At 42.9% G+C, this 22,176-nt stretch carries 19 protein-coding genes; 8 read left to right on the top strand and 11 right to left on the bottom strand.

Annotation, left to right across the window (positions count from 1 at the left end):
• Positions 1-22: 22 nt before the first annotated feature.
• The 7 genes from BTO10_RS23515 to BTO10_RS15425 all read right to left on the bottom strand — a co-directional run bounded on the left by BTO10_RS23515 (position 23) and on the right by BTO10_RS15425 (position 5,391).
• Entirely contained in the window at positions 23-160 is a 138-nt protein-coding gene (locus BTO10_RS23515; protein ID WP_004741776.1) for a hypothetical protein, read from the bottom strand.
• A gap of 374 nt (positions 161-534) precedes the next feature.
• Positions 535-1,449 (bottom strand): VirK/YbjX family protein, encoded by a 915-nt coding sequence (locus BTO10_RS15445; protein WP_105025128.1) that lies wholly within the window; start codon positions 1,447-1,449, stop codon positions 535-537.
• Positions 1,450-1,721: 272 nt separating this feature from the next.
• Positions 1,722-1,862: a hypothetical protein gene (locus tag BTO10_RS23510; protein ID WP_164880318.1), complete on the bottom strand. Its 141-nt coding sequence runs from the start codon at positions 1,860-1,862 to the stop codon at positions 1,722-1,724.
• Between the two features lie 39 nt (positions 1,863-1,901).
• Entirely contained in the window at positions 1,902-2,177 is a 276-nt protein-coding gene (locus BTO10_RS15440; protein WP_004741779.1) for an HU family DNA-binding protein, read from the bottom strand.
• Between the two features lie 346 nt (positions 2,178-2,523).
• Positions 2,524-3,222 (bottom strand): VC0807 family protein, encoded by a 699-nt coding sequence (locus tag BTO10_RS15435; RefSeq protein WP_004741780.1) that lies wholly within the window; start codon positions 3,220-3,222, stop codon positions 2,524-2,526.
• 155 nt (positions 3,223-3,377) lie between these two features.
• On the bottom strand, positions 3,378-4,622 hold the full coding sequence (locus BTO10_RS15430; protein WP_105025127.1) for an NADH:flavin oxidoreductase/NADH oxidase family protein: 1,245 nt from the start codon (positions 4,620-4,622) through the stop codon (positions 3,378-3,380).
• Between the two features lie 196 nt (positions 4,623-4,818).
• Entirely contained in the window at positions 4,819-5,391 is a 573-nt protein-coding gene (locus BTO10_RS15425; RefSeq protein ID WP_105025126.1) for a YceI family protein, read from the bottom strand.
• 275 nt (positions 5,392-5,666) lie between these two features.
• Between BTO10_RS15425 and BTO10_RS15420 the strand changes: the two genes are divergently transcribed.
• The gene (locus BTO10_RS15420) at positions 5,667-6,383 is read left to right on the top strand and encodes a DUF1826 domain-containing protein (RefSeq protein ID WP_105025125.1); all 717 of its coding nucleotides are present in this window, start codon (positions 5,667-5,669) and stop codon (positions 6,381-6,383) included.
• Between the two features lie 81 nt (positions 6,384-6,464).
• Here BTO10_RS15420 and BTO10_RS15415 read toward each other — a convergent pair whose 3' ends face one another.
• Both BTO10_RS15415 and BTO10_RS15410 read right to left on the bottom strand, forming a co-directional pair.
• Positions 6,465-6,824 carry a VOC family protein gene (locus BTO10_RS15415; protein WP_105025124.1) on the bottom strand — a complete coding sequence of 120 codons (360 nt, stop codon included), beginning with the start codon at positions 6,822-6,824 and terminating at the stop codon, positions 6,465-6,467.
• A 78-nt stretch (positions 6,825-6,902) separates the two neighbouring features.
• Positions 6,903-7,604, bottom strand: coding sequence for a helix-turn-helix transcriptional regulator (locus BTO10_RS15410; protein WP_105025123.1), 702 nt, complete (start codon positions 7,602-7,604; stop codon positions 6,903-6,905).
• A 315-nt stretch (positions 7,605-7,919) separates the two neighbouring features.
• On the opposite strand from BTO10_RS15410, the gene BTO10_RS15405 reads away from it, so the two are divergent.
• Together BTO10_RS15405 and BTO10_RS15400 are read left to right on the top strand one after the other, a co-directional pair.
• Positions 7,920-9,806 carry a methyl-accepting chemotaxis protein gene (locus tag BTO10_RS15405; protein WP_105025122.1) on the top strand — a complete coding sequence of 629 codons (1,887 nt, stop codon included), beginning with the start codon at positions 7,920-7,922 and terminating at the stop codon, positions 9,804-9,806.
• A 622-nt stretch (positions 9,807-10,428) separates the two neighbouring features.
• The gene (locus BTO10_RS15400) at positions 10,429-12,573 is read left to right on the top strand and encodes a TonB-dependent siderophore receptor (protein ID WP_258098899.1); all 2,145 of its coding nucleotides are present in this window, start codon (positions 10,429-10,431) and stop codon (positions 12,571-12,573) included.
• A 624-nt stretch (positions 12,574-13,197) separates the two neighbouring features.
• On the opposite strand, the gene BTO10_RS15395 is transcribed toward BTO10_RS15400, so the two are convergent.
• On the bottom strand, positions 13,198-14,049 hold the full coding sequence (locus tag BTO10_RS15395) for an alpha/beta fold hydrolase (protein WP_105025120.1): 852 nt from the start codon (positions 14,047-14,049) through the stop codon (positions 13,198-13,200).
• Between the two features lie 101 nt (positions 14,050-14,150).
• Between BTO10_RS15395 and BTO10_RS15390 the strand changes: the two genes are divergently transcribed.
• A complete protein-coding gene (locus BTO10_RS15390) occupies positions 14,151-15,044 on the top strand; it encodes a LysR family transcriptional regulator (RefSeq protein ID WP_105025119.1) in 894 nt (297 codons plus the stop codon).
• 25 nt (positions 15,045-15,069) lie between these two features.
• On the opposite strand, the gene BTO10_RS15385 is transcribed toward BTO10_RS15390, so the two are convergent.
• Entirely contained in the window at positions 15,070-15,471 is a 402-nt protein-coding gene (locus tag BTO10_RS15385) for an ACT domain-containing protein (RefSeq protein ID WP_105025118.1), read from the bottom strand.
• A gap of 474 nt (positions 15,472-15,945) precedes the next feature.
• On the opposite strand from BTO10_RS15385, the gene BTO10_RS15380 reads away from it, so the two are divergent.
• From BTO10_RS15380 to BTO10_RS15360, 4 genes are all read left to right on the top strand, one after another.
• On the top strand, positions 15,946-17,538 hold the full coding sequence (locus BTO10_RS15380; protein WP_105025117.1) for a S8 family peptidase: 1,593 nt from the start codon (positions 15,946-15,948) through the stop codon (positions 17,536-17,538).
• Positions 17,539-18,007: 469 nt separating this feature from the next.
• Positions 18,008-18,823 (top strand): TauD/TfdA dioxygenase family protein, encoded by an 816-nt coding sequence (locus tag BTO10_RS15370; RefSeq protein ID WP_105025115.1) that lies wholly within the window; start codon positions 18,008-18,010, stop codon positions 18,821-18,823.
• 311 nt (positions 18,824-19,134) lie between these two features.
• Complete coding sequence (locus BTO10_RS15365; RefSeq protein WP_105025114.1) at positions 19,135-20,913, top strand: ABC-F family ATP-binding cassette domain-containing protein; 1,779 nt, start codon at positions 19,135-19,137, stop codon at positions 20,911-20,913.
• Positions 20,914-21,121: 208 nt separating this feature from the next.
• The gene (locus tag BTO10_RS15360; RefSeq protein ID WP_105025113.1) at positions 21,122-21,985 is read left to right on the top strand and encodes an AraC family transcriptional regulator; all 864 of its coding nucleotides are present in this window, start codon (positions 21,122-21,124) and stop codon (positions 21,983-21,985) included.
• Positions 21,986-22,176: the final 191 nt, after the last annotated feature.

The following is a 22,176-nucleotide window of genomic DNA, read 5'->3' as shown; positions in this document are numbered from 1 at the left end:
AAAGCTAGCAGGTTAGTTTTAATTACTCTTGGTCTTCAAAAGCGATCATGTTTCGACGATCATTACTGTTGTTTGCTTCACCCCAGTTTAATTCACATAGGTTTAGTTCTTCGCTTTCTGGACCATTAAAATCAGCCATGACGTTTTCAAAATTAATCATTTTATAATCTCCGTTATTGGTTTTAATTAATGAGCCTGTTTTCGGCTCGGCGCTATTAATTGTATAAATAAGATCTTCTTGCAATATGAATTGTACTTAGATTTATATATATGCAACGCAATGCTCAAAAGTTGTAGTTTTGTTAATATAATGTTATCAGTATAATTTCTGTTTGTGGTTAAAAAACCACCACCTTTGAACCTGCTTCTTATCCTGTTTTTCGCTCTAGATTTAAGATACAGGGGGGAAATGCGTTAATTAGTGCGGAGGAGGGGATGGGGACACGTTAAAAAGCCCCGTGAATACGAGGCTTTTTTGTGTCACAAGTTACTTTATTTGCAGATGTTAAGAAGATGTGGCGAGTTTACACTCTCTCAACTTGCTTTTGCTAAATCTACGTTTAAAGTGACAGGAGCTTGCAGGTGAGGGTTAATAGCGGCTCTGAGATCTTCTTCATATTGGTCTAGCCAAGCGTAACGTTGACGGTATAGCTTTCGTTTTTGGCGTTTAAGCGGCTCAAGATCCTTTCTTGTTGCGCGCAAAGGCAATACGTAAAAGCACTTGCTGTGTTGCTCTCCGTTGTGCTCTTCCCAAAGCTCATCGTATTTTAGAGTGATGTCTTTGCTCTTCTTTCCATAGCGGAATGAGTTTGACACATGGCTCGCTTCGTTGACTGCGTAAATGTGCGTGATACCTAGGTCTGCAGCCATCAGTCTTAGTGTTTCGACGATGAATGATTTAGGTCTTAAGCCGTAAAAGGCTTTGGTGAACGCACGGCTGAACCCGTTATCATTTGCACCACCTTGAACACCGCCGATGTAGATATCATTGTTGAAGACAGAGAATGATAGGGTGTACATTTTATTCAATTGAGAGTCAGTCAGCGACAGGGTGAGCTCACCTTCTTTTCTTGAATTACGCTCAAAGCTGAGGTTGAGTAAGTAAGTTTGCTCACCAATTTCTAGCTCTAAAAGGTTGATTCTTTCGTTGTAAATATTGTGTCGAGCTGGAGTGTTGAAGGTATTTTCAAACCAATCGTAATGCTTTGATAAAATTTCGATTTTCTGCTTTTTGCTAAAGCCATTACATAGGTAGGGAGTGACAAACTTAGATAGGAAATTTGGTTGTTTTTTAAATAAGAGTTTTCTCTCATCAGAGTTGAAATTTTCATTCATTTTTTTCGTATCTGAGTAATAAAACAATGCTCGAATTGTAAACTTAGCTATCGCCTTGTACTTGCCCTTGTTTTTATGGACATTAGCGTCAATTCCCATACGAACTACATTCATAATCACCTCAAAAGAAGAAGCATCCCCCAACACATTCGCGTGGGTTTTACGTTCTTTACACTCATAAACATCAAGGCTGCGATGATAATGAAAAGTGAAATTTAGGTATGTATGGGTATGTATGACAATGTAATGGGAACAATTACTTAGTGTGTGGATTTTGCTCAGTTCGAAACGACTAGTTCACGGGGACTTGATGGTTAAACAAAAATGCCACTGCAAAGATGCAGTGGCATTGTTTATCTATCGCTTGTTATCAACGCAGGGCTAAATTAAAGCTCTAACAGTTTGGCCAGTTCACGCTCTTCTAGAAGCTCTTCAATACGTTGTCGAGTTTTAGGTGCTTGGTTTTCTGTTGATTTACCTGCTTTTTTAACGCGACTGCTCTTGGTTTTTTCCTTTGGCGTAGTCATCGTTATTTTCCTTATCGTTCTGCGTTTTAAGGCGCTAGTCTAAAGGTTGCACGCCTCTTTTAACGCTTTACCCGCTTTGAATGCTGGTGTTTTAGATGCAGCAATTTGAATTTCTTCACCTGTGCGTGGGTTACGACCTGTGCGAGCGGCACGAGTGTTTACTTTGAAGCTACCAAATCCAAGGATCGCTACTTCATCACCGTTAGCAAGTGTTGTTGAAATACCTTCTACAAGTGCATTTAGCGCGTTACCCGCTTGTTCTTTTGAAATGTCTGCAGATGTAGCGATGTGTTCAACTAATTGAGATTTGTTCATATTCTTGATTCCTTAGTGAGTAAGGCTGGTGTCTACTTTTGGCACCTAGCTTGAGTGATCTTATCAACACCAAGTACGATATTGTCAGTGATTGGGTAGGGCTTTGTTAAGTAACCAACAAGATCGTTTAGAAAACCATCAATTGATAGCCTAATACAAGTTGTTGATTTTTAGCGTTTTAAATACGAATAGTAAAAAGAGCTATCAGGAATTTTAGAGTTTGAGGGATTGGATGAGTCGTCATCGTGCTAATTATCTGCAACCTGAGTTATTCGTTTTTACTCGGTGATAGATATAGAAAAGCCCAGCGAAAGGCTGGGCTTTGGGATAGGCTGCTCGAGCGATATTATTTATTAGTGACGAAAATCTGCTCTGTCTCTAGTGAGGTCATGTCACGAACTTGGCGCCAGATGTAGTAAAAAATACCTAGCATCATAAGCAGGCTTGGAATCGCAATCGCAGGGTAGCTATATAGAGTCAATTTACCGAGCTCTTCATTGAACGCAGCAGTACCCGCAGGGCTAGTAACAATCCAAGTCGCCAGGAAATAGTTCATCGCAGAAGAGAATGCGAACGTGCTAGCGAACATGTAGTTTGATGTCATTAGGCAACGATCAAATTTAGCTTGGTTTCCGAATTGCTTTAAACGCTCTTCAATTAGAGCAATGTTCAACAATGCAGGCGTGAAAATCACTTTTTGGATGAATGGATAGCGAGTAAAGGTAGAGCCGAGTACCGCTAGACCGATTAAGCCAGGGATTAAGGCTTCTTTTAGAGCTAACCAACGCGTGTCTAGTTCGAAGAAACCAATGCCACCAGTTAGTAACACGCTGACAAAGCCAAGCGCTGCGATGAAGTTAAACTTCTTGTTGCGGATTAGCTCCATACCACCGTAAGCAATAGGGAAGGCGAGTGCGACAAGCAGTGCTAAACCAGTTCCGAGGTGCTCTTCTCCGCTGAACTTCATAAGGATGAATGACGGAAGAAGGACGTTGAATACGACTTCAAAAAGAGGACTCGATTTTTTGTTTTCAGTGTTACTCATAATATCTAAATACATTGTGTTATGGATTTATTCTCAGGGATTGTTGTTTACCTCGCCCGAGATGTAAAGCCTAAAGGGGTCATGCTATGTAACGACATGTGACACCGACGACATCTTTTCAGGTGTTTTGCACGTATTTCCGGCTAATAAAAGCATTATGCGCGACGCTTTTTAAAGGCGTGCCAGCCAGCGGTTAGAAGGGTTTTGACCACGACTCCGAGTGCGCTGAGTTTTGGATCTGCGTCTTTTCCTGCGGCAATTCGCCACATTTGGTGTTCATACCAAACCAACCCGACCATTGCCATTCTATCCAGTGCTGGTTTTCCTGTTGTAGGTACGACTAATGGCATTCCGTGAGCTGGGTCTGCCAGTAACTTATTCGGGAAGTCAGGGTCTACTGCCATTGTTCGAGCAATCCCAACGAAGTCAGTGGTTGATGTCTGCAGAGCGTCATTCATTGCCGGTGCTGTTCTAAAGCCCCCAGTTACCACTGAAGGCGTATTAACTAACTTTCTGACCTTAACCATATAATCCAAAAAATACGCTTCACGCTTAGCTGTACTGGCTTTTACGGGTTCACCTTTGTTCTTCGAACCCATCATCGACGGACTCTCATAAGTACCTCCGGATATCTCAATAAGATCGATACCCTCATGGCTGAGTACTTGAACCACTTGCATCGATTCTTCTTCAGTAAAGCCGCCTTTCATGAAATCTGCGCTGTTAAGCTTGATTCCGACAGGGAAACTTTCTCCAACTTCTTTACGAATCGCGCGATACAGCTCGATCACAAAGCGAAGTCTGTTCTCCAGTGAACCTCCCCATTTATCGTCACGCTGGTTGTGTCTTGAAGATAAAAATTGGCTGACAAGGTAGCCATGTGCACCGTGTATTTGCACTCCAGTAAAGCCGGATTGCTTTGCTAGTTTGGCGCTTAAGGCAAACTTGTTAATGATGTCATGGATTTCAGAATCGGTTAGCGCTCGCGGTGTATTGAAGCCTTTTTCTAATCCACGCTCCAGACTAATAGCCGATGGAGCAACAGGTTTTTCACATAAGAACTTCGGGATTTGTTTTCCTGGGTGGTTTAGCTGCATCCAAATCTGCGAGCCATTTTGTTTGCCCGCACTTGCCCAAGCTTCGAATTGAGTCAGGTCACTGTGTTTATCTAGAACCACGTTGTTAGGCTCGCCGAGCGCGTTTCTATCAACCATTACGTTGCCTGTAATGGACAAACCAATGCCGCCTTGCGCCCAGCGTTGGTACAAGGTAGCTAGCCCAGGCTTAGGATTATGCTGTTTATCGCCAAGTTGTTCACTCATTGCCGATTTAAATAGGCGATTCTTAATGATTTGACCGTTGGGAAGAGAAAAGGAGTCGCTGAGGCTGATAGAGTTCATGATAGGTACTGGCTGTATTCTTTTGAGTGTTGGTATTAGTGCTTAGTATGTCCTATTTTAATGCCGCTTCCGAGTGGCTGATTGGACTTTCGTGGGGGAGTGTGTGGAGGTTTGGACTTTACGCACACTCATAGGGTAATGCTGTGATTACCCTATGAGTGTCTGGACTCGTGTTAACTCACTCTGTAATCGACCTTTATTTATCGAACATTAAGTTGAAGTTGAGTGGCACCTTATCGGAAAGCGCTAATCCGCCTACCGTTGCCGAAAGTTTGTTTAGATTGTCGGTTGAAATACCAAAATCTGCACCATTGACGATGATGGTCGAAGTTGAATTCACCATGACAAAACCGTCAGAGGGTACGACTATGACAGGGAAATCGATTGTTTTGGTTACACCATGCAGAGTCACTTCTGCTGCTATCGTCGTATTTTGGGGTTCACCTGTTAACAGCGAAGGCTCAACCGATCCCGAGATCTTAACCTCAGGAAAGTTCATTGATTCAAAATACAGTTCGTTTAGCCTTTGATCACGAATAGACACACCAGTGCTAATACTCTTCAAGTCCAATACGATTGAAAATTTCCCATCTTCGGTAAGCCCGCCGGACGAAGGCTTGATGGAAGCGGGTTCAACGACGAACTGCTTTTTAATGGTTGCGAATGTGACATTCGACAGCTTCGGATCTAATGTGTAGCCGCTTTCCGCAAAAGACTGCGCTGATATGACGGTGCAAAGAAGCCCGATTGTTGTAAGTAGTTTTTTCATAAGTTGTCACCACATAATGGATTGCCAGTTGAACCAAATAGCGCTGTTCGTATTTTGAATAACTTTGAGAAGTATAGGAGCAAGCTCAGCTCAACACCTTACTCATGCGCTAAATTCGGTAGGGGGCACACAGGTCATATTGGTACTTATGGAACCATGATCTCCTAAGTTGTTTGAATTCTTGTTGTTATGTTATAACATTTTTTGATTTGTTATTTTGGCAGGCAGAGATATTGCCTTTAGAGAATACGAGCACGCAGCAAGGAGATGAGATAATGAATGCCGTTTTAGCTGAACCTTTGACAACGAGTTGTAATCAATCGTCAAGTGTTGATGGAACGCTAGCTCACAAAGGGCAGGTGGGCCGAAATCCATCTTGTAGTACTGCTCTATTCCCGACAGTGTTGGCTGACATTTACCAAGATGATATCAATGTCGCGATATGGCAGCGTAACTTTGATGAGAGTTTTATGTCTGAAATCAATGAGTTCATTGCGGCTAACCCAAATTTTAGTAAGTCTGTTAGCGTGTCGCCTGAAAACGCTTTCGACAAATTGGAATTCGCTACAGACGGAACGGCTTCAAAAGCCCTGCTAGAAAATATGACTGAGTTGGTGGACATGTTCTGTTGCTTGTTTGAGCTTGAAGAAGTTGGTCTCCGTTTGGCTGTATTGAATCAGGCAATGTGTCCTCGCTTTCATTTTGACCAAGTACCTTGCCGATTAGTGACAACCTATCATGGCATTGCGACTCAGTGGCTAGAGAACGATGCGGTTGACCGTTCTAAACTTGGTCGTGGAAGTAATGGCCAACCAGACTCAGCATCTGGCCTTTACAATGACGAGTCTGACATCCAGCAAATGTCCGCTGGTGATGTGGCGTTATTGAAAGGGGAGCGTTGGAGCGGTAATGAAAACAGAGGCCTTGTCCACCGTTCGCCTGTCACTTCATCTGAAGAAGTTCGATTGTTACTGACCATAGACTTCGGTTAGTTCTTTTTGGCGGATGACCCTAGCTGAGATGAGCCTAGACAAGATGAGCAAGCAACTAGAGTGTCGCTTGCTCTTTTTCATTTAGGCGAAGATTCGAATGCGGTGGCCGTCTGGGTCAATCGCGACAAAGTTGATACCAAACACGGACTCTTCTGGTGCTTGTTCAAACTGGATTCCTTTCGCTCTCCATTCTTTATAGAGGTTTTCCAGAGCTTGTTTATCTGTCATTGCTATCGATAGCTCAGTGCCGCCACCAGTTATTTTGCTTGTTGGCGTTAGAGTGTCAGATTGCTTGAGAGTGATCTTCACGTTGCTTGCAAAAGTTATGGCAGCAAACGTTGGCGATAGCAGTGTTGGCTCACCATCAAAGGCTTTGGAATAAAAATCCATGCTGCGGTGAATGTCAGTGACATAAAGGACAAATGAATCGATGGTAAACATGACTGCTCCTAGTTAGGTTATCTGGTGTGGTGTTTCTTTGGACCACAGAAATATATCCCTCACTAGTGACAGTTTTTGTCAGTAGCGAATCACTTTGTTTGTAATTCCTTCCATGCTTTGCCATTCTTTGAGTAAGCTGTTCCGCGACTTCGGATACTTTTCTTTCAGTGTGGTCCATTGGTTAATTCTATCGAGCCTGAAGTTTCGATAGGCACTACGTGTTTCACACCAAGCGACCAATACATAACAGTTTTCAAATACGCCAATCAGCATTGGCCATACGACTCTAGAACTTACTTTTACCTTGGCGTCTGTATATTGAATTTGAGCTTTGTTTTGTTGCTTAATCGCTAACTTTATCTCCGACAGTTCAAAACCTAAATCTGCAACCCCAATGATTGAAGCAACACGAATGATACCTTCACTGCGTTTAGCTTGATGGTCTGAAGGGAGCACGGCCGAGATCTTGGCAATTGCATTTCTAGCCGATTCACTGAACTCTCCATTAGCTTGCTTAGCGACCCATTCGGCACCGAGCCGCAGAGCTTCTAGTTCGTCCGATGAAAACATCATGGGAGGCAGAGTAAAGGTGGGTTTAAGCAGGTAGCCCACACCAGCTTCGCCATCAATTTCCGCGCCTTGTGCTTGTAGCGTCGCAATATCACGATAGATGGTACGTGTACTGACATTCAGTTCGTGAGCAAGGTGATCGGCAGGCACGGGATATTTGTGACAGCGCAATAATTGAAGCAAATCAAAGAGGCGTTGGCTTCGAGACATAAGAAAACTCTATGGACATAACGACTTATAAGATTAATCGAATGATAGGGTAAACGCTATTTTGATTGTGATAGATGAAGCAATAGGCGTGGCATTTACCAATCACATGATACTTATGAATTAATATTGACTCTTAGCGTATGATGTTCGACCTTTTGGTTTGATCTGGATCTATCTTTCGGCTTACATATACCTTAAATACAATAGTTTAGGGCATTTTATAATTTATTTTAATGTGTAAAATATATCAGCTTGCTTGCAGCGTGGGAACGGTCCTGTTTTCGGCGCTATTTATACAAAAATTATAGGTTTCCTATGTTAAAGAAACTCTCACTTAAGAATAAGCTGGCGATCTCTGCCAGTCTGGCCATCATCCTGGGGGGGATTTTGGTTGAAGCACTTTCATTTCGCGCTTCATTGCAGCGTTTGGATACAGAAGTTGAACAGCGTTTAGAAGGTGCATCGGCTTCATACAATCAATACGTATCGGATTGGATCTTATCCAAAGAGCGTGCGCTTACTTCTCTGTCTCAAGAGTCCCAAAAGGAGAGTTTGGTTACTCACCTGAAACAGGTTCGCGATTCTGGCTCTTTTGATAATGTCTTCTTAGCGTATCCAGATGGCTCACAAGAGAATGCCAACGGGGTAGTGCTACCACCGGGTAATGATGATCCTCGTTTGTGGGGCTGGTATACCAATGCGGTTGCAAACCCAACTAAGGTTTTCATGGACAACCCTACGGTTGCGGCGGCAACGGGAGCGAATGTTGTTTCACTGGGCACTGCAATGCAACTGCATGGCCAGCAGGTGGTACTGGGCGCGGATGTTGAAATTACCGACATTCTAAACAGCCTTGAGAAAGTCATTCTTCCTGGTGAAGGTTACATGTTCATCGCGACCAACAAGGGCACGGTTTACACACATGCAGACACTAAGCTACTGAACAAAGATATCAGTTCACTTGGTTTGAATTTTTCAGATGTGCAAAAGGCATTGGTAAGCGGTAAGGACATCTCTATTGAGTTGAACGGTACCGACTATGTGCTGTATGCGCGTGCAATTGATAGAACCAATCTAATTACGATTAGCGTAGTAAATCATGACTCTTTAGTGGCGCCACTCTTTGATGCTGTTATCGGTCAAGTGTTGGTGACATTGCTAGTGGTTGTGGTTTGTACGGTACTATTTAACTTACTTTGTACCATTTTATTCCGTCCACTAAATCATGTGTCTCAGGCTTTGGCGCAAATTGCGAACGGTAGTGGTGACTTAACTCAACGCATTCATGTTGACAATCAAGATGAAGTTGGCGAGCTTGCTCAGAACTTCAATACGTTTGTTGGTAGCTTACAGCAGCTAATCGGTCATATCCGTAGCCAATCGGAGCAGTTGAATAGCCAATCTGAACAGAGCGCACAACGTGCAAATCTTTCGGTGAATGAGCTGAACCATCAACAGCAAGAAATCACCATGGTTGCAACGGCAGTTACTGAAATGGCGAGCGCGACGCAAGAGATCGCATCGCATGCAGAGCAAACGGCAAAAGCTGCGCAAGACTCAGCTGCGAGTACCAACAGCGGTCATGCATTGGTTGTCGACACTAAAGGTTCGATTAATAACCTAGCGAATGAAGTGAACGAAGCGGGTAGTGTGATTAGCGATCTGAATAAACACGCTCAAGAAATTTCGACTGTATTAGCCACCATTCAAGGCATTGCGGAGCAAACGAACTTGCTTGCTTTGAATGCTGCAATTGAAGCAGCTCGTGCCGGTGAACAAGGCCGTGGCTTTGCCGTAGTAGCTGATGAAGTTCGTGTGCTTTCTCAACGTACTCACTCTTCAACGGAAGAGATCAAGGCAACGATCGATGTTCTACAGCGCACAACAGCCCAAGCCGTTGAACTGATGGAAACGAGCTCTAAGCTAGCACTACATTCTGTAGAAGATGCAGACCGAGCTTCTCTCGCGCTAGAAGAGATCAACACGTCTGTTGCCTTGATTAGCGACATGGCGACTCAAATTGCGACTGCAGCAGAAGAGCAAACCCATGTGACGGGTGAGATCACACAGAACATTACGACCATTAAAGATGTGACAGACCACTTGGTGGTAGATGCTCAGGACAGTTTAACTGAGTCGAATGAACTTAAGAGCCAAGCCGCTGGTTTAAGTGACAAAGTGGCGACTTTTAAGCTTGCTTAAGCGTCTAATGGACTGATGCCTGATCAGTCTGCCTGCGTTAAGCAATAAGCCAAAGCGACGTACATTGCGTCGCTTTTTTTGCATGGGAAATGAGCTATCGATTTGTTCTTTAGTTTAGTATGTAAAAGTACGCTATAACATCCAAATATCGGCGTTATTCCTCATAAAGTGTCAAGCACAGGTATGTCTAAAAGCGTGACTGACTTGCCCTGAAGGGAGATGGTTGAGTAATACTCGTCTTACGCGCGTCAAGCAGTTTGGCAACTGACATCGAATAGGTTAGCTCCACTTGCTGAGTTCCTAAAATTTTCTTCTTATAAAGTAGAAAAAATAGCAACTGATTAGCTCACTTTACCTTTCGTTTTAATCTAGGTTAGTTTACGCCTTTCTCATCGAACATATTATACTCTGAACGACCGAGTTGAATTAACGAGCGTCAGCTAGGCATGAATCTATCATGTAAATTTGGTTTTGAAGCAAACTATATGTTGCGGACACAGCGCCCTAACCAATCTTTACCACCTAATGATAAATAACGTAAATAGTGTAAATTAAATGCAAGTGATAATTCATCTCATTTATCATTGCTGGCCTATACATTTCAACTTTTCTAGAGGCTGTTTTGAGTACTCCATCTTCACTTTTTAAGTTATCGCCACTTCCAATGGCTATTTCTGCTGTAATTTCAATTCCTGCGTTTGCAGAGACTGTTGATTCCCCAAATGAGGATATCGAACGTGTTGTTGTTCTCGGCAGTCAGTTTAATCATTACAAGGCAGATGAAGCATTTGGCGCAATGCGAAGTGACATCAGCTTACTTGACACGCCACAATCAGTCGCCGTTATCCCTAGTTCAATGACTAATGAACAATTGGCGCATAACCTGGGCGATATTCTTGAAAATGATTCGAGCGTTACCGCTGGGGGACAAAAGTGGGGCTTTCAATACTTTAAAATTCGCGGGTTCGATTTAAGTGCAAGCTCTGGATATCTTGTTGATGGCCATCAACACTTTTCATATTACCAACACCCTACAGAAATTTTGGAGCGAGTAGAAGTACTCAAAGGTCCTTCAAGTATGCTTTATGGTCAATCTGGTCCTGGCGGTTTGATTAACATGGTTACGAAGAAACCAACATATGAAAACATGGCCAAAGTGGGTTTTGACGTGAATAGTAATGGTTCTACTCGCTATAGCGTAGATGCAGGCGGTAGCTTGAACGATGATGAGACAATTCGTTACCGTACTGTACTTGCAAAGCAGGACTCTGTTTCTGCTAGAAAATACAAGCAAAACGGCAAACACAATGAAGGCGATAAATTTGTTGGCTATTTGAACTTAGAGTTTGATGTTACTGAAGACCTACTATTGTCTCTTGCTTATAGTAAAACCAATGATAAATCAGGCATAGACGGTGGGCGTCTCGATGATGAAGGAAATCTTATTGGTAATCGAGAAACTATTTGGGATATGCCATGGGCGCAAACAGATAAAGAAGTGACCAACATTAGTGCTGATTTGATATATCAAATTAATACTGATTGGAAAGTTAAACTTGGGTATAACGAGCAACAATATGATCGAAACTATGTAGCCTCTCAACCAAATCAATGCAATAAAAATAATTGTTACGATGATATGGAGGATGGATATTTTATTAAACCATTTGATCGTTACGACGATTGGAATTTTCAAACGGGATATGTCGACCTAACGGGGCGAACCTACGGTTTGGGATTAGAGCACCAGCTGCTTTTAGGTGCCAATATTCTTGACTATGATTACGCGCAAACACGTTATACATACAATGATGCAAACGGTAACAACTTCATCGAAGTTAAGCCTGGGGAGAATGTAGCTAAACCGGATTTTTATAACAATAGCACACGGTCGACAAGCGATAGTTCATACAAACACTTTGGGTTCTACGTACAGGACTTGATGACTATCAACAATTACTGGAAAGTTTTAGCTGGTGTCCGATACGACGAACAGCATAAAGAGGGCTATGGTAACAACAGCTATGCGCTTTCTCCAAAAGCCGGTTTGATTTTAAATCCTACACTGGATAGCAGTATCTACCTGAATTACTCGAAAAGTTTCATGCCACAGGGAGCGGTTAATAATCAAAGTGATGCTAATGACGGCCTTAACTTAAAACCTGAATACGGGGAGCAATACGAGTTGGGAGCAAAATGGTCATTATTTGACGAAAACTTATTAATAACTGGCGCTGTCTTTGATATTGAAGTTTCAAACATAAAAGTGACAGAAGAACTCGTTGATAACCCTAGTTTCGATCAAATCACGACTCAGTCTGGTATACAAAAACACCGAGGCTTTGAACTGGGTACACAAGGAAAAGCTACAGAAAAACTTTTCTTAGCTGGTTCTATGATGTATCTGGATGCTGAGTATAAAAGACCTGCAGACGATAGCCTGAATGGGAAGCAACCTGCTGATACACCAGAGTGGTCTGCGAATGTATGGAGTCGTTATGAAGTCAATAACCAACTAGCATTGAACTTTGGTGCAGTGTATGAAGGTAAACGCTTTGCTGATAACCAAAATACAGTATCTAAAGATGGATACATCCGTTTTGATTCGGGTGCCTCTTACAGTATGGATATTGCTGAGACCGATGTTGAATTGCGCTTAAATATTAAGAACCTATTTGATACTGAATACTTTGGCGGCGGCGGTAAAACGAGTACTACGGTCGCCGATGGCCGAGAGTTTACGTTAGGTGTCAATGCGACATTCTAAATAACCTTAACTTATTAGTATCTTTCATCCATATAGATTGTAGCCCTAAATGTCTGAGGGTTACAATCCACTCTTTGAGTGCATTATCTCCCAAAAGAAGCGAATATGAGCTTCTTTTGGGGCTGGAGGGAGGACAAAACCTGAGTAAGCACAATACTTTAGTTATTATTCGCCGCTGAGCAAAGTTGTATGCCCGGGTCTGAATAGAGATGGCACATTTCACCTCCCAATTTTCCATATGGCGTGTCCTTAAGTTTGGCTCTATTGCCATGTGCCACGCAAATCTGAGTGATATACTTTGAACGCTAGGTTTTTCAGCTGGTCACACCACGAATTAGTGCGGTTTTTCTACTTCGGTCTATCTTGCATAAGAAGTTGCGCTGCTATTAAGTATCCTTTCATGGTTAATCATTTCATATGTAGCTAGCTTGAATTATGGTTACGTTGTCACTGGTTGGCGCTGAGGGGACAGGTGAGAATCCCTTTTCTTATCGAGCTCTTCAATATCTTTTAAGTTTACGTATGAAATGAGGTGCGAACTAGGCACCTTAATAACATCTTTAGTCTTGCTAATTTACTATTTTTTTGTGGTAGTCTGATTTGCCAGTAAAGCAGTCTGTTTGTTTAACCCAGCAAGTGAGCACAAATAATATCAATAAACTCTTCTTGAGACTCAAGCATAGGGGTATGAGATACACCTTTAAGCGCCACTAACTCAAGTGAGCGAAATGTCTCTTTTAAAGGCAACCACGTATTCAAAGGCGCAATGCTAAAATCAAGCTCACCAATGGCGACAGTGATATCCAATTGGTTAGCATTAGGCAACGTCGCGAGATTTATCTTGCCAAAGACATCACCCCATAGTGAATCAAGTAGTGCCGTATTAGTTGTGACTTGCTCCCAAAGGGGGAGTTCATCAAAACTAGGATCAGCCCAACGCATCGGCCCTAATCTACGGCACAAGTGCGCGAACTTTCTGTGAGGTTCTTTGTCTATGTCCTGTTTAAGTTTTCCAAGGCTCTGATCCAAAAGCTTCTTTCGCTCGTTTGAGGCATTGTTCTCCCAGTAAAGCAACTGCTTAGCTTTCATCGCCTCCGACAAGTTTGGCGGAGCACCTACTACCATCACTTTATTAATTTGAATATCGGTCAAATTCGCGAAATGAAGTGCCATGTACGCGTGTCCGGAATGCCCCAGAATACTGGTTTTGCGAATATTGAAATAGTCGCAGATAGCTTCAATATCCTTGGAAATAATGTCTAGAGTGATGGTGCTGTTCTGCTTGTCGTTTACGGTTTGAGCAAAGCCTCGATGATCTAGGTACAGACAAGTAAAGTGATCGTGAAGCCTTGTTGGAATCACTCTTTTGTAATAATCAACACTGCCAATAATCAATAATTTCGATCCTATACCATGCTGCTCTACTTTGAGTTGGTATCCATCGCGCTCAAAAATTTTCGATTTGTTTGCTGTCATAATTTGTTCTCCTTAGCGAATTTTCTGTACCTTATCGTGATAAATAATCCTGAAAAATAGGCTAATATGAGATTCAGTATTGGCAGTTTTGGGATAATGAATTGGAAAGGATCGATAACGCTTGGTTGAACTCATTTATTTGTGTCTTTGAACAGAGTAGCTTTGTAAAGGCATCAGAACGCTTGCTAATTCCTAGCTCAACGGTAAGTAGACATGTTCAACAGCTTGAAGCTGAGCTTGGCAATAAATTGTTCTACCGGACAACTAGAAAGGTGACGCCAACTTCTGCCGGTGAAATGCTTTACAACGAAATCCGAGAGCCTCTTCGTCAATTGAGCCAAACACTGCAAAATGTCAGCACTTCAACTGAGTCAATGAAAGGCAGTATTCGCGTGAGCTCACCGGACATCCCTTTCATTGGTGATGTTCTCGCTGATTTTGCTCTTAGCTACCCCAATGTTTCTCTGTTTTGCGAACACAGTACGTCGATAGAAAGCGCGTTAAACAGCGACCCTGATATCGTTATCAGTTTTGAGCGAGGCTCGCTTGATGATCGTGACTGGGTTTCACGGCCATTGTGTCAATGGGAGAGTTCGGTTTTAGCTTCGCCATCTTGTCTGGCGGAATATGGCTCACCGACCACAGTTGAGGAGCTGTCCGCCATGCCTTGTATTTCAAGTTACAAAGCTTTTGCTGGTAACCCCTGGATATTTAGTGGGCCAGAGGGCTTAAAGAGTGTGGCTATTAAGTCAGACATCAATGTTGATGGTGGGTTTATCGCTAAAGCTATAGGTGTCAAAGGGTTAGGTTTTGTAGCGTTACCAAGAGAATTCTGTCGAGATGAGTTAGAGCGGGGCACGTTAGTCGAACAACAGTTAGATCTTGAACTAGCCCCACTAACGATTTACATCCATTATCGGTCAATGAGTTATCACACGCATCTCACCAAGCTCTTGGTCAGCTTTATACGTGAACGAGCGGACTCATCTACTTAGATCGCTTATGTTAAGCTCACTTCTGCTAATTCGCTTCTGAGAATTCTCGAAGTGCCCTCATAGCTTGATCTGCTTTGTGCTTCTGGACGAAGATATGATCGTGATAATAACCTGCAATCACATTGGCACTGATGCCGTAAGAGCCAAGTTTAGTTGCAAACGCGGCTGTCAGCCCTACGGCTTCTAGGCTCGAGTGTACCGATAAAGTGATCATGCTAAACACACCGTCGAAACTTAACTGCGCTTGAGTCGCCACTTCTTCTGTTAGTACTAAAGTTAACCCTTCTTTTTCTCGAAAGGTCGCTATCGGATTGAGGTGGACATAGTTGGCTAGTCCTCCCTCTACCGTACAGAAAACATAATCACCTTCAATGAGCTCGGGTGACATGGACTTCAACAGAATGTCTAAATCGGTAATGGCGGTCATCGTTTTCCCTACGTAATCGCGTTGGTTTATGGTGTTGGGTAATGTAGCCAAGATAGAGATAAGCTGTCGGCGAGTACAATTAATAATATTTATTCACTATAAGTACGACCAATCGCATTTTGTTTGATGCTGCATTTTTTAATTTTTGCGGGATTTTTGGTGTGTTATATGTCAATAGTGAAGATCATTCCTCTCACATACACCATTTTTATCCAACCATTCGACTTTTGTTAAAATTAGAGCTTTTGATCAAATTATATAAAATGTGATTGCATAAGCTTTTCAAAATAGTTTGTCCCGACTCGAAGTTCTTAATGTGATGAATGTAAATTAATAAGCAATCTCATTCGTACTGTCTTAGGTTGAATTTGTAACATTGTTGCTTCACGTATTGAGCGTATAACGCTAGCTGTCTGCATTTTCGTGTTTGTCGTAGGTAACAACCAACAAACCTAAAATATCAAGGAACAATCTATGTTAAAGAAAGTATTAAGTTGTTGTATTGCAGCCACGTTTGGTATTTCTTCCACATCCAGTTTGGCTCAAGATTCGGCTTTAAATTCGACTGAAAACTTACAACAACCTATTGCTCCACTGATGATGGCTTCATCAGATGATGCCATCACCGATCGCTATATTGTTGTATTGAAACAACCGCATATGCTAATGAATGATGCTGCTGGATTACAGCAGTTCACTCAACAAACGGTAGGCCAGATGGCAAATTCGTTTTCAATCAAAACAGACGATGTTTTTGATAGTTCCATTATTGGCTTTGTGGCAAATCTAGACGCACTTCAATTAAAGCACCTCAGACGTGATTCTCGTGTTGAATACATTGAACAAGACCAAATACTCAGTATCGATCCTGTTGTTTCAAATGAAGCCGTTCAAAGTAACGCGATTTGGGGGCTGGACCGAATAGACCAGAGAAGTCTTCCTTTAGACCGAAACTATAATGCCAATTTTGATGGCTCTGGCGTAACGGCTTACGTGATTGATACCGGCGTTAATAACAATCATGAGGAATTCGGCGGTCGCTCGGTTTCTGGATATGATTTCGTGGATAACGATGCTGATTCGAGTGACTGTAATGGGCATGGTACCCACGTTGCAGGAACGATTGGCGGCAGCCAGTACGGTGTGGCTAAAAACGTTAACATTGTTGGGGTAAGAGTACTTAGCTGTTCGGGTTCAGGAACCACATCAGGCGTGATATCTGGCGTGGATTGGGTAGCGCAAAATGCATCAGGGCCTTCGGTCGCCAATATGAGTTTAGGTGGCGGTCGATCAACGGCATTGGATAGCGCGGTGCAAGGCGCAATTCAATCCGGAGTGAGCTTTATGTTGGCAGCGGGTAACTCAAATGCCGATGCGTGTAATACATCCCCGGCTCGTGTAGCAAGTGGTGTGACGGTGGGCTCAACAACCAGCTCTGATTCGCGTTCAAGTTTCTCGAACTGGGGCAGCTGTGTTGATCTATTCGCGCCGGGATCTCAAATTAAGTCTGCTTGGTATGATGGCGGCTATAAAACGATTAGCGGAACTTCCATGGCGACGCCACATGTTGCCGGCGTTGCTGCCTTGTACTTGCAAGAAAATAACGGCTTAACACCGCTTCAACTCGCAGGGTTACTGAACTCAAGAGCCTCGGAGAATAAGGTTTCTGACACAAGAGGAACCACCAATAAACTGCTGTTTAGTTTGACTGATAGTGGTTGTGAACCGGATTGTGGTGGTCCAACACCTGGGCCAGATCCAGATGGAAAACTAGTTTCTGGCGTGCCGGTTAATGGATTGAGTGGCAGCCGAGGACAAAAGGACTACTTCTACATGGACTTAGAACAGGGTCAACAGCTGACAGTGGTCACCATTGGTGGCACAGGGGATGCGGATCTGTATCTTCGCTTCGGGGATAAACCAACGCTTAGTACGTGGGACTGCCGACCTTACCGATCGGGCAACAGCGAGACTTGTACTGTGAATGTCACCCAAAGCGGCAGATACCACGTTATGTTGAATGCATACTCGGCTTACAGCGGTTTGACGCTCCAAGCTAACTTTTAAGTTTAGGTTTGAATGATGGTTTCAAAAAGTTACTCACTAGTTTAGTAAGTTCAGAAGCCAGATAGCCAAAGCCCACCTTGTTGTGGGCTTTGTTTTTGGTTGTAGCTGGCAATAAAAAAGATATGACGTTGCTTTCTTGGGCTGATAAGTAGGAATTGACGCTACTTAGGCGAACTTTCGGTTATGTCTCAGAAAAGCTTGAAGTTTGTATGCTAGATTTAGTAGTGATACACAACTGGAGATATCGATGATCTGGCTTTCAGTGAAAGTTCTACAGATTGGACTTGTCTACGGATACAGGAAGTATCAACAAACGAAAAGAGCTCCAGTGCAGGGGGCTCTTTTCTTTTGTTTTTCGAATAAACCGGTTTTATTTTGCATGGTAAGGAAAGAAAAATCGTTTCTGTCCGGTTTAATAATGAGTAGCTAAATGACTCCCTATTAATATCTCTAACCGATAAGCGAAAGCATGTTGAAAATTGAACCCATTACCCCTCACATTGGCGCTCGTATTCATGGATTAAATCTTTCGGATTGCAGTGAGTGTGAACTTGATGATGTGTACCAGGCGCTTATTACTTATCAAGTCATTTTCTTGGATGAACAAAGACTCGCCCCTGAACAACACTTAGCGGTTGCAAAACGGTTTGGAGAGCTTGAACCCGCTCATCCTTTCTTTCCGCGTGTAGAACAAGTCCCGCAAGTCAGTGTGATAGAAACTACTCGAGGTAATGCGCCAATGGAGAGTTATTGGCATACCGACTTAACTTGGCGGGAGCTTCCATCTAAAGCCTCTCTATTGCATGCTCAACATGTACCGGATGTCGGTGGCGACACGATTTGGTGTTCGATGACCGCAGTTTTCGATTCATTAGATGGAAGCACGAAAGAAAAGCTAAGAGGCTTATCGGCCACGCATTCGTTAGTCGCGTTTGAGGGTATTGAATCGGACCAAATTGAGCTAGATTGGCATAAGTCGTTGCTGAAAACCGCGCAAGAAAATCCGCCAGTGGAGCACCCCTTAGTACAAGTTCACCCAGAAACGGGCAAAGAGACGCTATATATCAACGAGCAATTTACCCGTTACATCAATGAGCTTGAGCGTGAAGAGGGTGATGCACTACTTAGCCAGCTATTTGAAATTGCACGACGACCAGAGTATCAAGTGCGTTTTAAATGGAACAAGGGCTCGATGGCGATATGGGACAACAGAGTCACTCAGCATTATGCTGTGATTGATTACGGTGGTACGCCAAGAAAAATGCACCGAGTAACAGTGACCTAAGGTTGTAAATCACGTACAAGTCGAAGCGCCTAAATATTTTGACTCATCGATCAATGTGATTTATTTTTAGCGCTAATGTTCAACTCAAGACAAATATAAGGAGGATTTTTATGAAAGTGTGTGAATTTAACTTCGCGCATATTTTTTGGTACGACCAAAACTCAAGTTTTAACACTATCGTGCTGCGATAACCAAAACTTGAGCGAAGCATTTCAATATAACCTTCAATAGAGTTTCTCCACTCTTGTTTACTTGGTTGTTGTCAGCGAATGACGACAGCGCTTTGTTGCGCTTGAAACTTGAGTAAACAAATGACTACATTAATATCTACATCATCCATTTCTTACGATCTAACATCATGCCGACTATTTGATGGGCTCTCCTTTACGATTAAGAAAGGTGACCGCATTGGCCTTATTGGCAGTAATGGCTGTGGCAAAAGCACCTTATTACGTCTGTTAAACAAAGAGTTACCTGACTTTGTTGGGAATGTTTCCTTCGCCTCGAATGCCGTCATTGCCTTGATTGAGCAACACTTACCTAAGCGACTGTTAAGCCTCTCAATGCTAGATGCTGTAACCGATAACCTTCCTTTAAACATGCAGCAAACAGAACAGTGGCGTGCGCAAATTACTCTTTCTAATTTAGGGTTTGATGAAAGCTATTGGAACCAGCCGATAGGCACTTTAAGTGGCGGTCAATACGCGCGAGTGTTAGTCGCGAGAGCATTGATTCTTGAACCGGATGTCCTGTTACTAGATGAACCAAGCAACCACTTAGATCTACCGACATTACTTTGGTTAGAGCAGTTTCTGAAAGATTGGAGAGGTACGTTTGTCATGGTTTCGCATGATCAACGATTACTTGACCACGTCACCGATTCTACTTGGGTGCTACGTGACAAAAGGGTACTTACCTTTAGCCAAAAGTGCACCAAAGCTCGAAAAGCATTGGAAGATAAAGACCGAACGGATGCGGAAAGGCAACAAGCAGAAAAGAAAGAGATCGACCGCATCGAAAAGAGCGCTCATCGTTTAGCGATTTGGGGGCGTGACTTTGACAATGAAGGTCTGTCACGAAAAGCAAAAAGCATGGAAAAGCGCGCCGAAGGGTTACGCTCGACCATGACACATTTGGATTCTGTAGAACCATGGACATTAAGTTTGTCCGGTGAACCCATGAAGGCCAATCGAATACTTGAATTGTCAGAGGTGCCAATTACCGCCGCTGACGACCAAGCGCCACTGTTTGAAGTGCTGTTCCAGCAGATAAAGAGTGGTGACCGTGTTGCTGTGCTAGGCAAAAATGGGGCGGGTAAGTCGTCTCTTCTGAAAGTATTGTGGGCGAATTATCAGGCTTCTCAACTTGGAGATAATGGTTATTTTCACCCAAATGCCGAAGTCGGGTATTACGACCAAAGCCTGCACCAATTAAGTGATGACCATTCACTAATAGATTCACTTTACTCATTTTATCCAGTTTCGCAGGAAGCTAGAAAAATGGCTTTGATTAGCGCAGGTTTTTCCTATGAAAGACACGAGCAAAAGATCGCAGAGCTTAGCGGTGGAGAGCGTTCTCGATTGCTGTTCGTTGGGCTATCGCTAGCGAAGTATCACTTCCTGTTGTTGGATGAGCCCACTAACCACCTTGATATTGAAGGTAAGGAAGAGCTGGCGAATTGCTTAACTCAATTCGACGGGGGGCTACTGTTGGTCAGCCATGATCGAGAGTTGATCGAAAAATCATGCAATCGATTCTGGTATATCAATGACGGTCAACTTGTGGAAATGACTTACTTAGATGCGGTGTATGAAGCGATGTCTGTCATCCATCAAGGCAAAAACGCGGAATCTTGCTCTGCTTCGATTCAGTCTAACTCTATAGTCTGTGTCGATTCTGGTTCTGAGCTGCCTAAAACAGATGATCAGCAGTCGCAAACTGATGAAGAGGGTCTTTTAGAAAGGCTATTAGAGCTCGAAGAATTACTCAGTAAGGATCAAGCTCGTAAGGCAAAGCATCAGAAGCGTAATCTGCAAGTGAAATGGCAGCAAGAAATAGTTCGGATTAATGCCATGTTGGAACTTAATTAGCCTGGCTTGTAATGAGCTGGGTATAACAGTGCTCAATATCTGTTGTTAAGTAGGCTTCGGCTCTTTAGTGCTGCATTGGCTAAAGAGCCTTTTGTTACGACTTAATATAGAATTAAACACAACAGTTAATTCAGTCTCGCAATCTCAATCAGGCGAACTTAACGCCTCGTCGGTATTATCTTTCCGAATTCTTTATTGGGTAACAAAAATGAATGTAGTGAAACATCACGAGCGACGAATACGAAATGTGTGTGACTTCATTGATAGACATTTGGATGAGTCATTAACTTTGGATCAGCTGAGCTCAGTGGCGGCGAGTTCAAAGTACCACTTTCACCGTATCTTCAAGTCGTTTATGGGGATTAGCACTATTCAGTATGTGTTGTTTGCTCGGTTAAAGCGCGCTTCTTTTCGTTTAGCTTTTGAGCCCGAGTACAGTGTCACCGATATTGCATTGGAGGCTCACTTTGAGAGTCTTGAAGCATTCTCTCGAGCATTTTCGAGGCACTTTGAGCAGACACCCTCTCAATTTAGAAAACAACCAAACTGGTCATATTGGCGTTCAAAGTATGAGTTTAACTTACCAAAGAGTGGAGAAGAGATAATGGATGTGAAAATCGTCGATTTTTGCGAAACAGAGGTTGCACTGATTGAGCATAAAGGGAGCCCAAAGCTGGTTTACAATACTGCTGCTAAATTTATTGATTGGAGGAAGTCGACGGGTTTCTCTCCGGTAAAAACCAGTGACACATTTGGTGTGGCTTATTCTGACCCTTCAGATACCCCTGAAGATGAATATCGCTTTGATATTTGCGGAAGCCATAACGGGGATGTCCCAGAAAATATCTTTGGTGTTAAGAAGGGGATCATTCCGGGCGGTCGTTGTGCTGTCGCTGTTCATAAGGGCAACCATGATTTAATCGCTGACACGGTAAGCTACTTATATCGTGAGTGGTTACCCAAGAGTGGCGAATCTTTGAGAGATTTTCCGTGCTTTTTCCAATACGTGAATCTAGTCCATCATGTGGATGAATGTGATTTGCTCACTAATATTTACTTGCCGATAACCTAGCTTTATGTGTCACAGATAACAAGAAATGAAATCACTATTAGGCCTCGTATTAACGAGGCCTTCATGTATTTGGCTGCAGGGTTAAAACAGATTAAATGCAAAAGCGCGTATATATTTGATTCAAACCTCATTGCTTGGAGGTGATGTGTAATATAATCGCTAAGTTATAATAAAAACAAAATAATAAGAAT

The organism is Vibrio chagasii, assembly GCF_002954585.1.
GTDB classification, from domain to species: domain Bacteria; phylum Pseudomonadota; class Gammaproteobacteria; order Enterobacterales; family Vibrionaceae; genus Vibrio; species Vibrio chagasii_A.
This window is presented reverse-complemented; position numbering and strand designations above follow the sequence as displayed.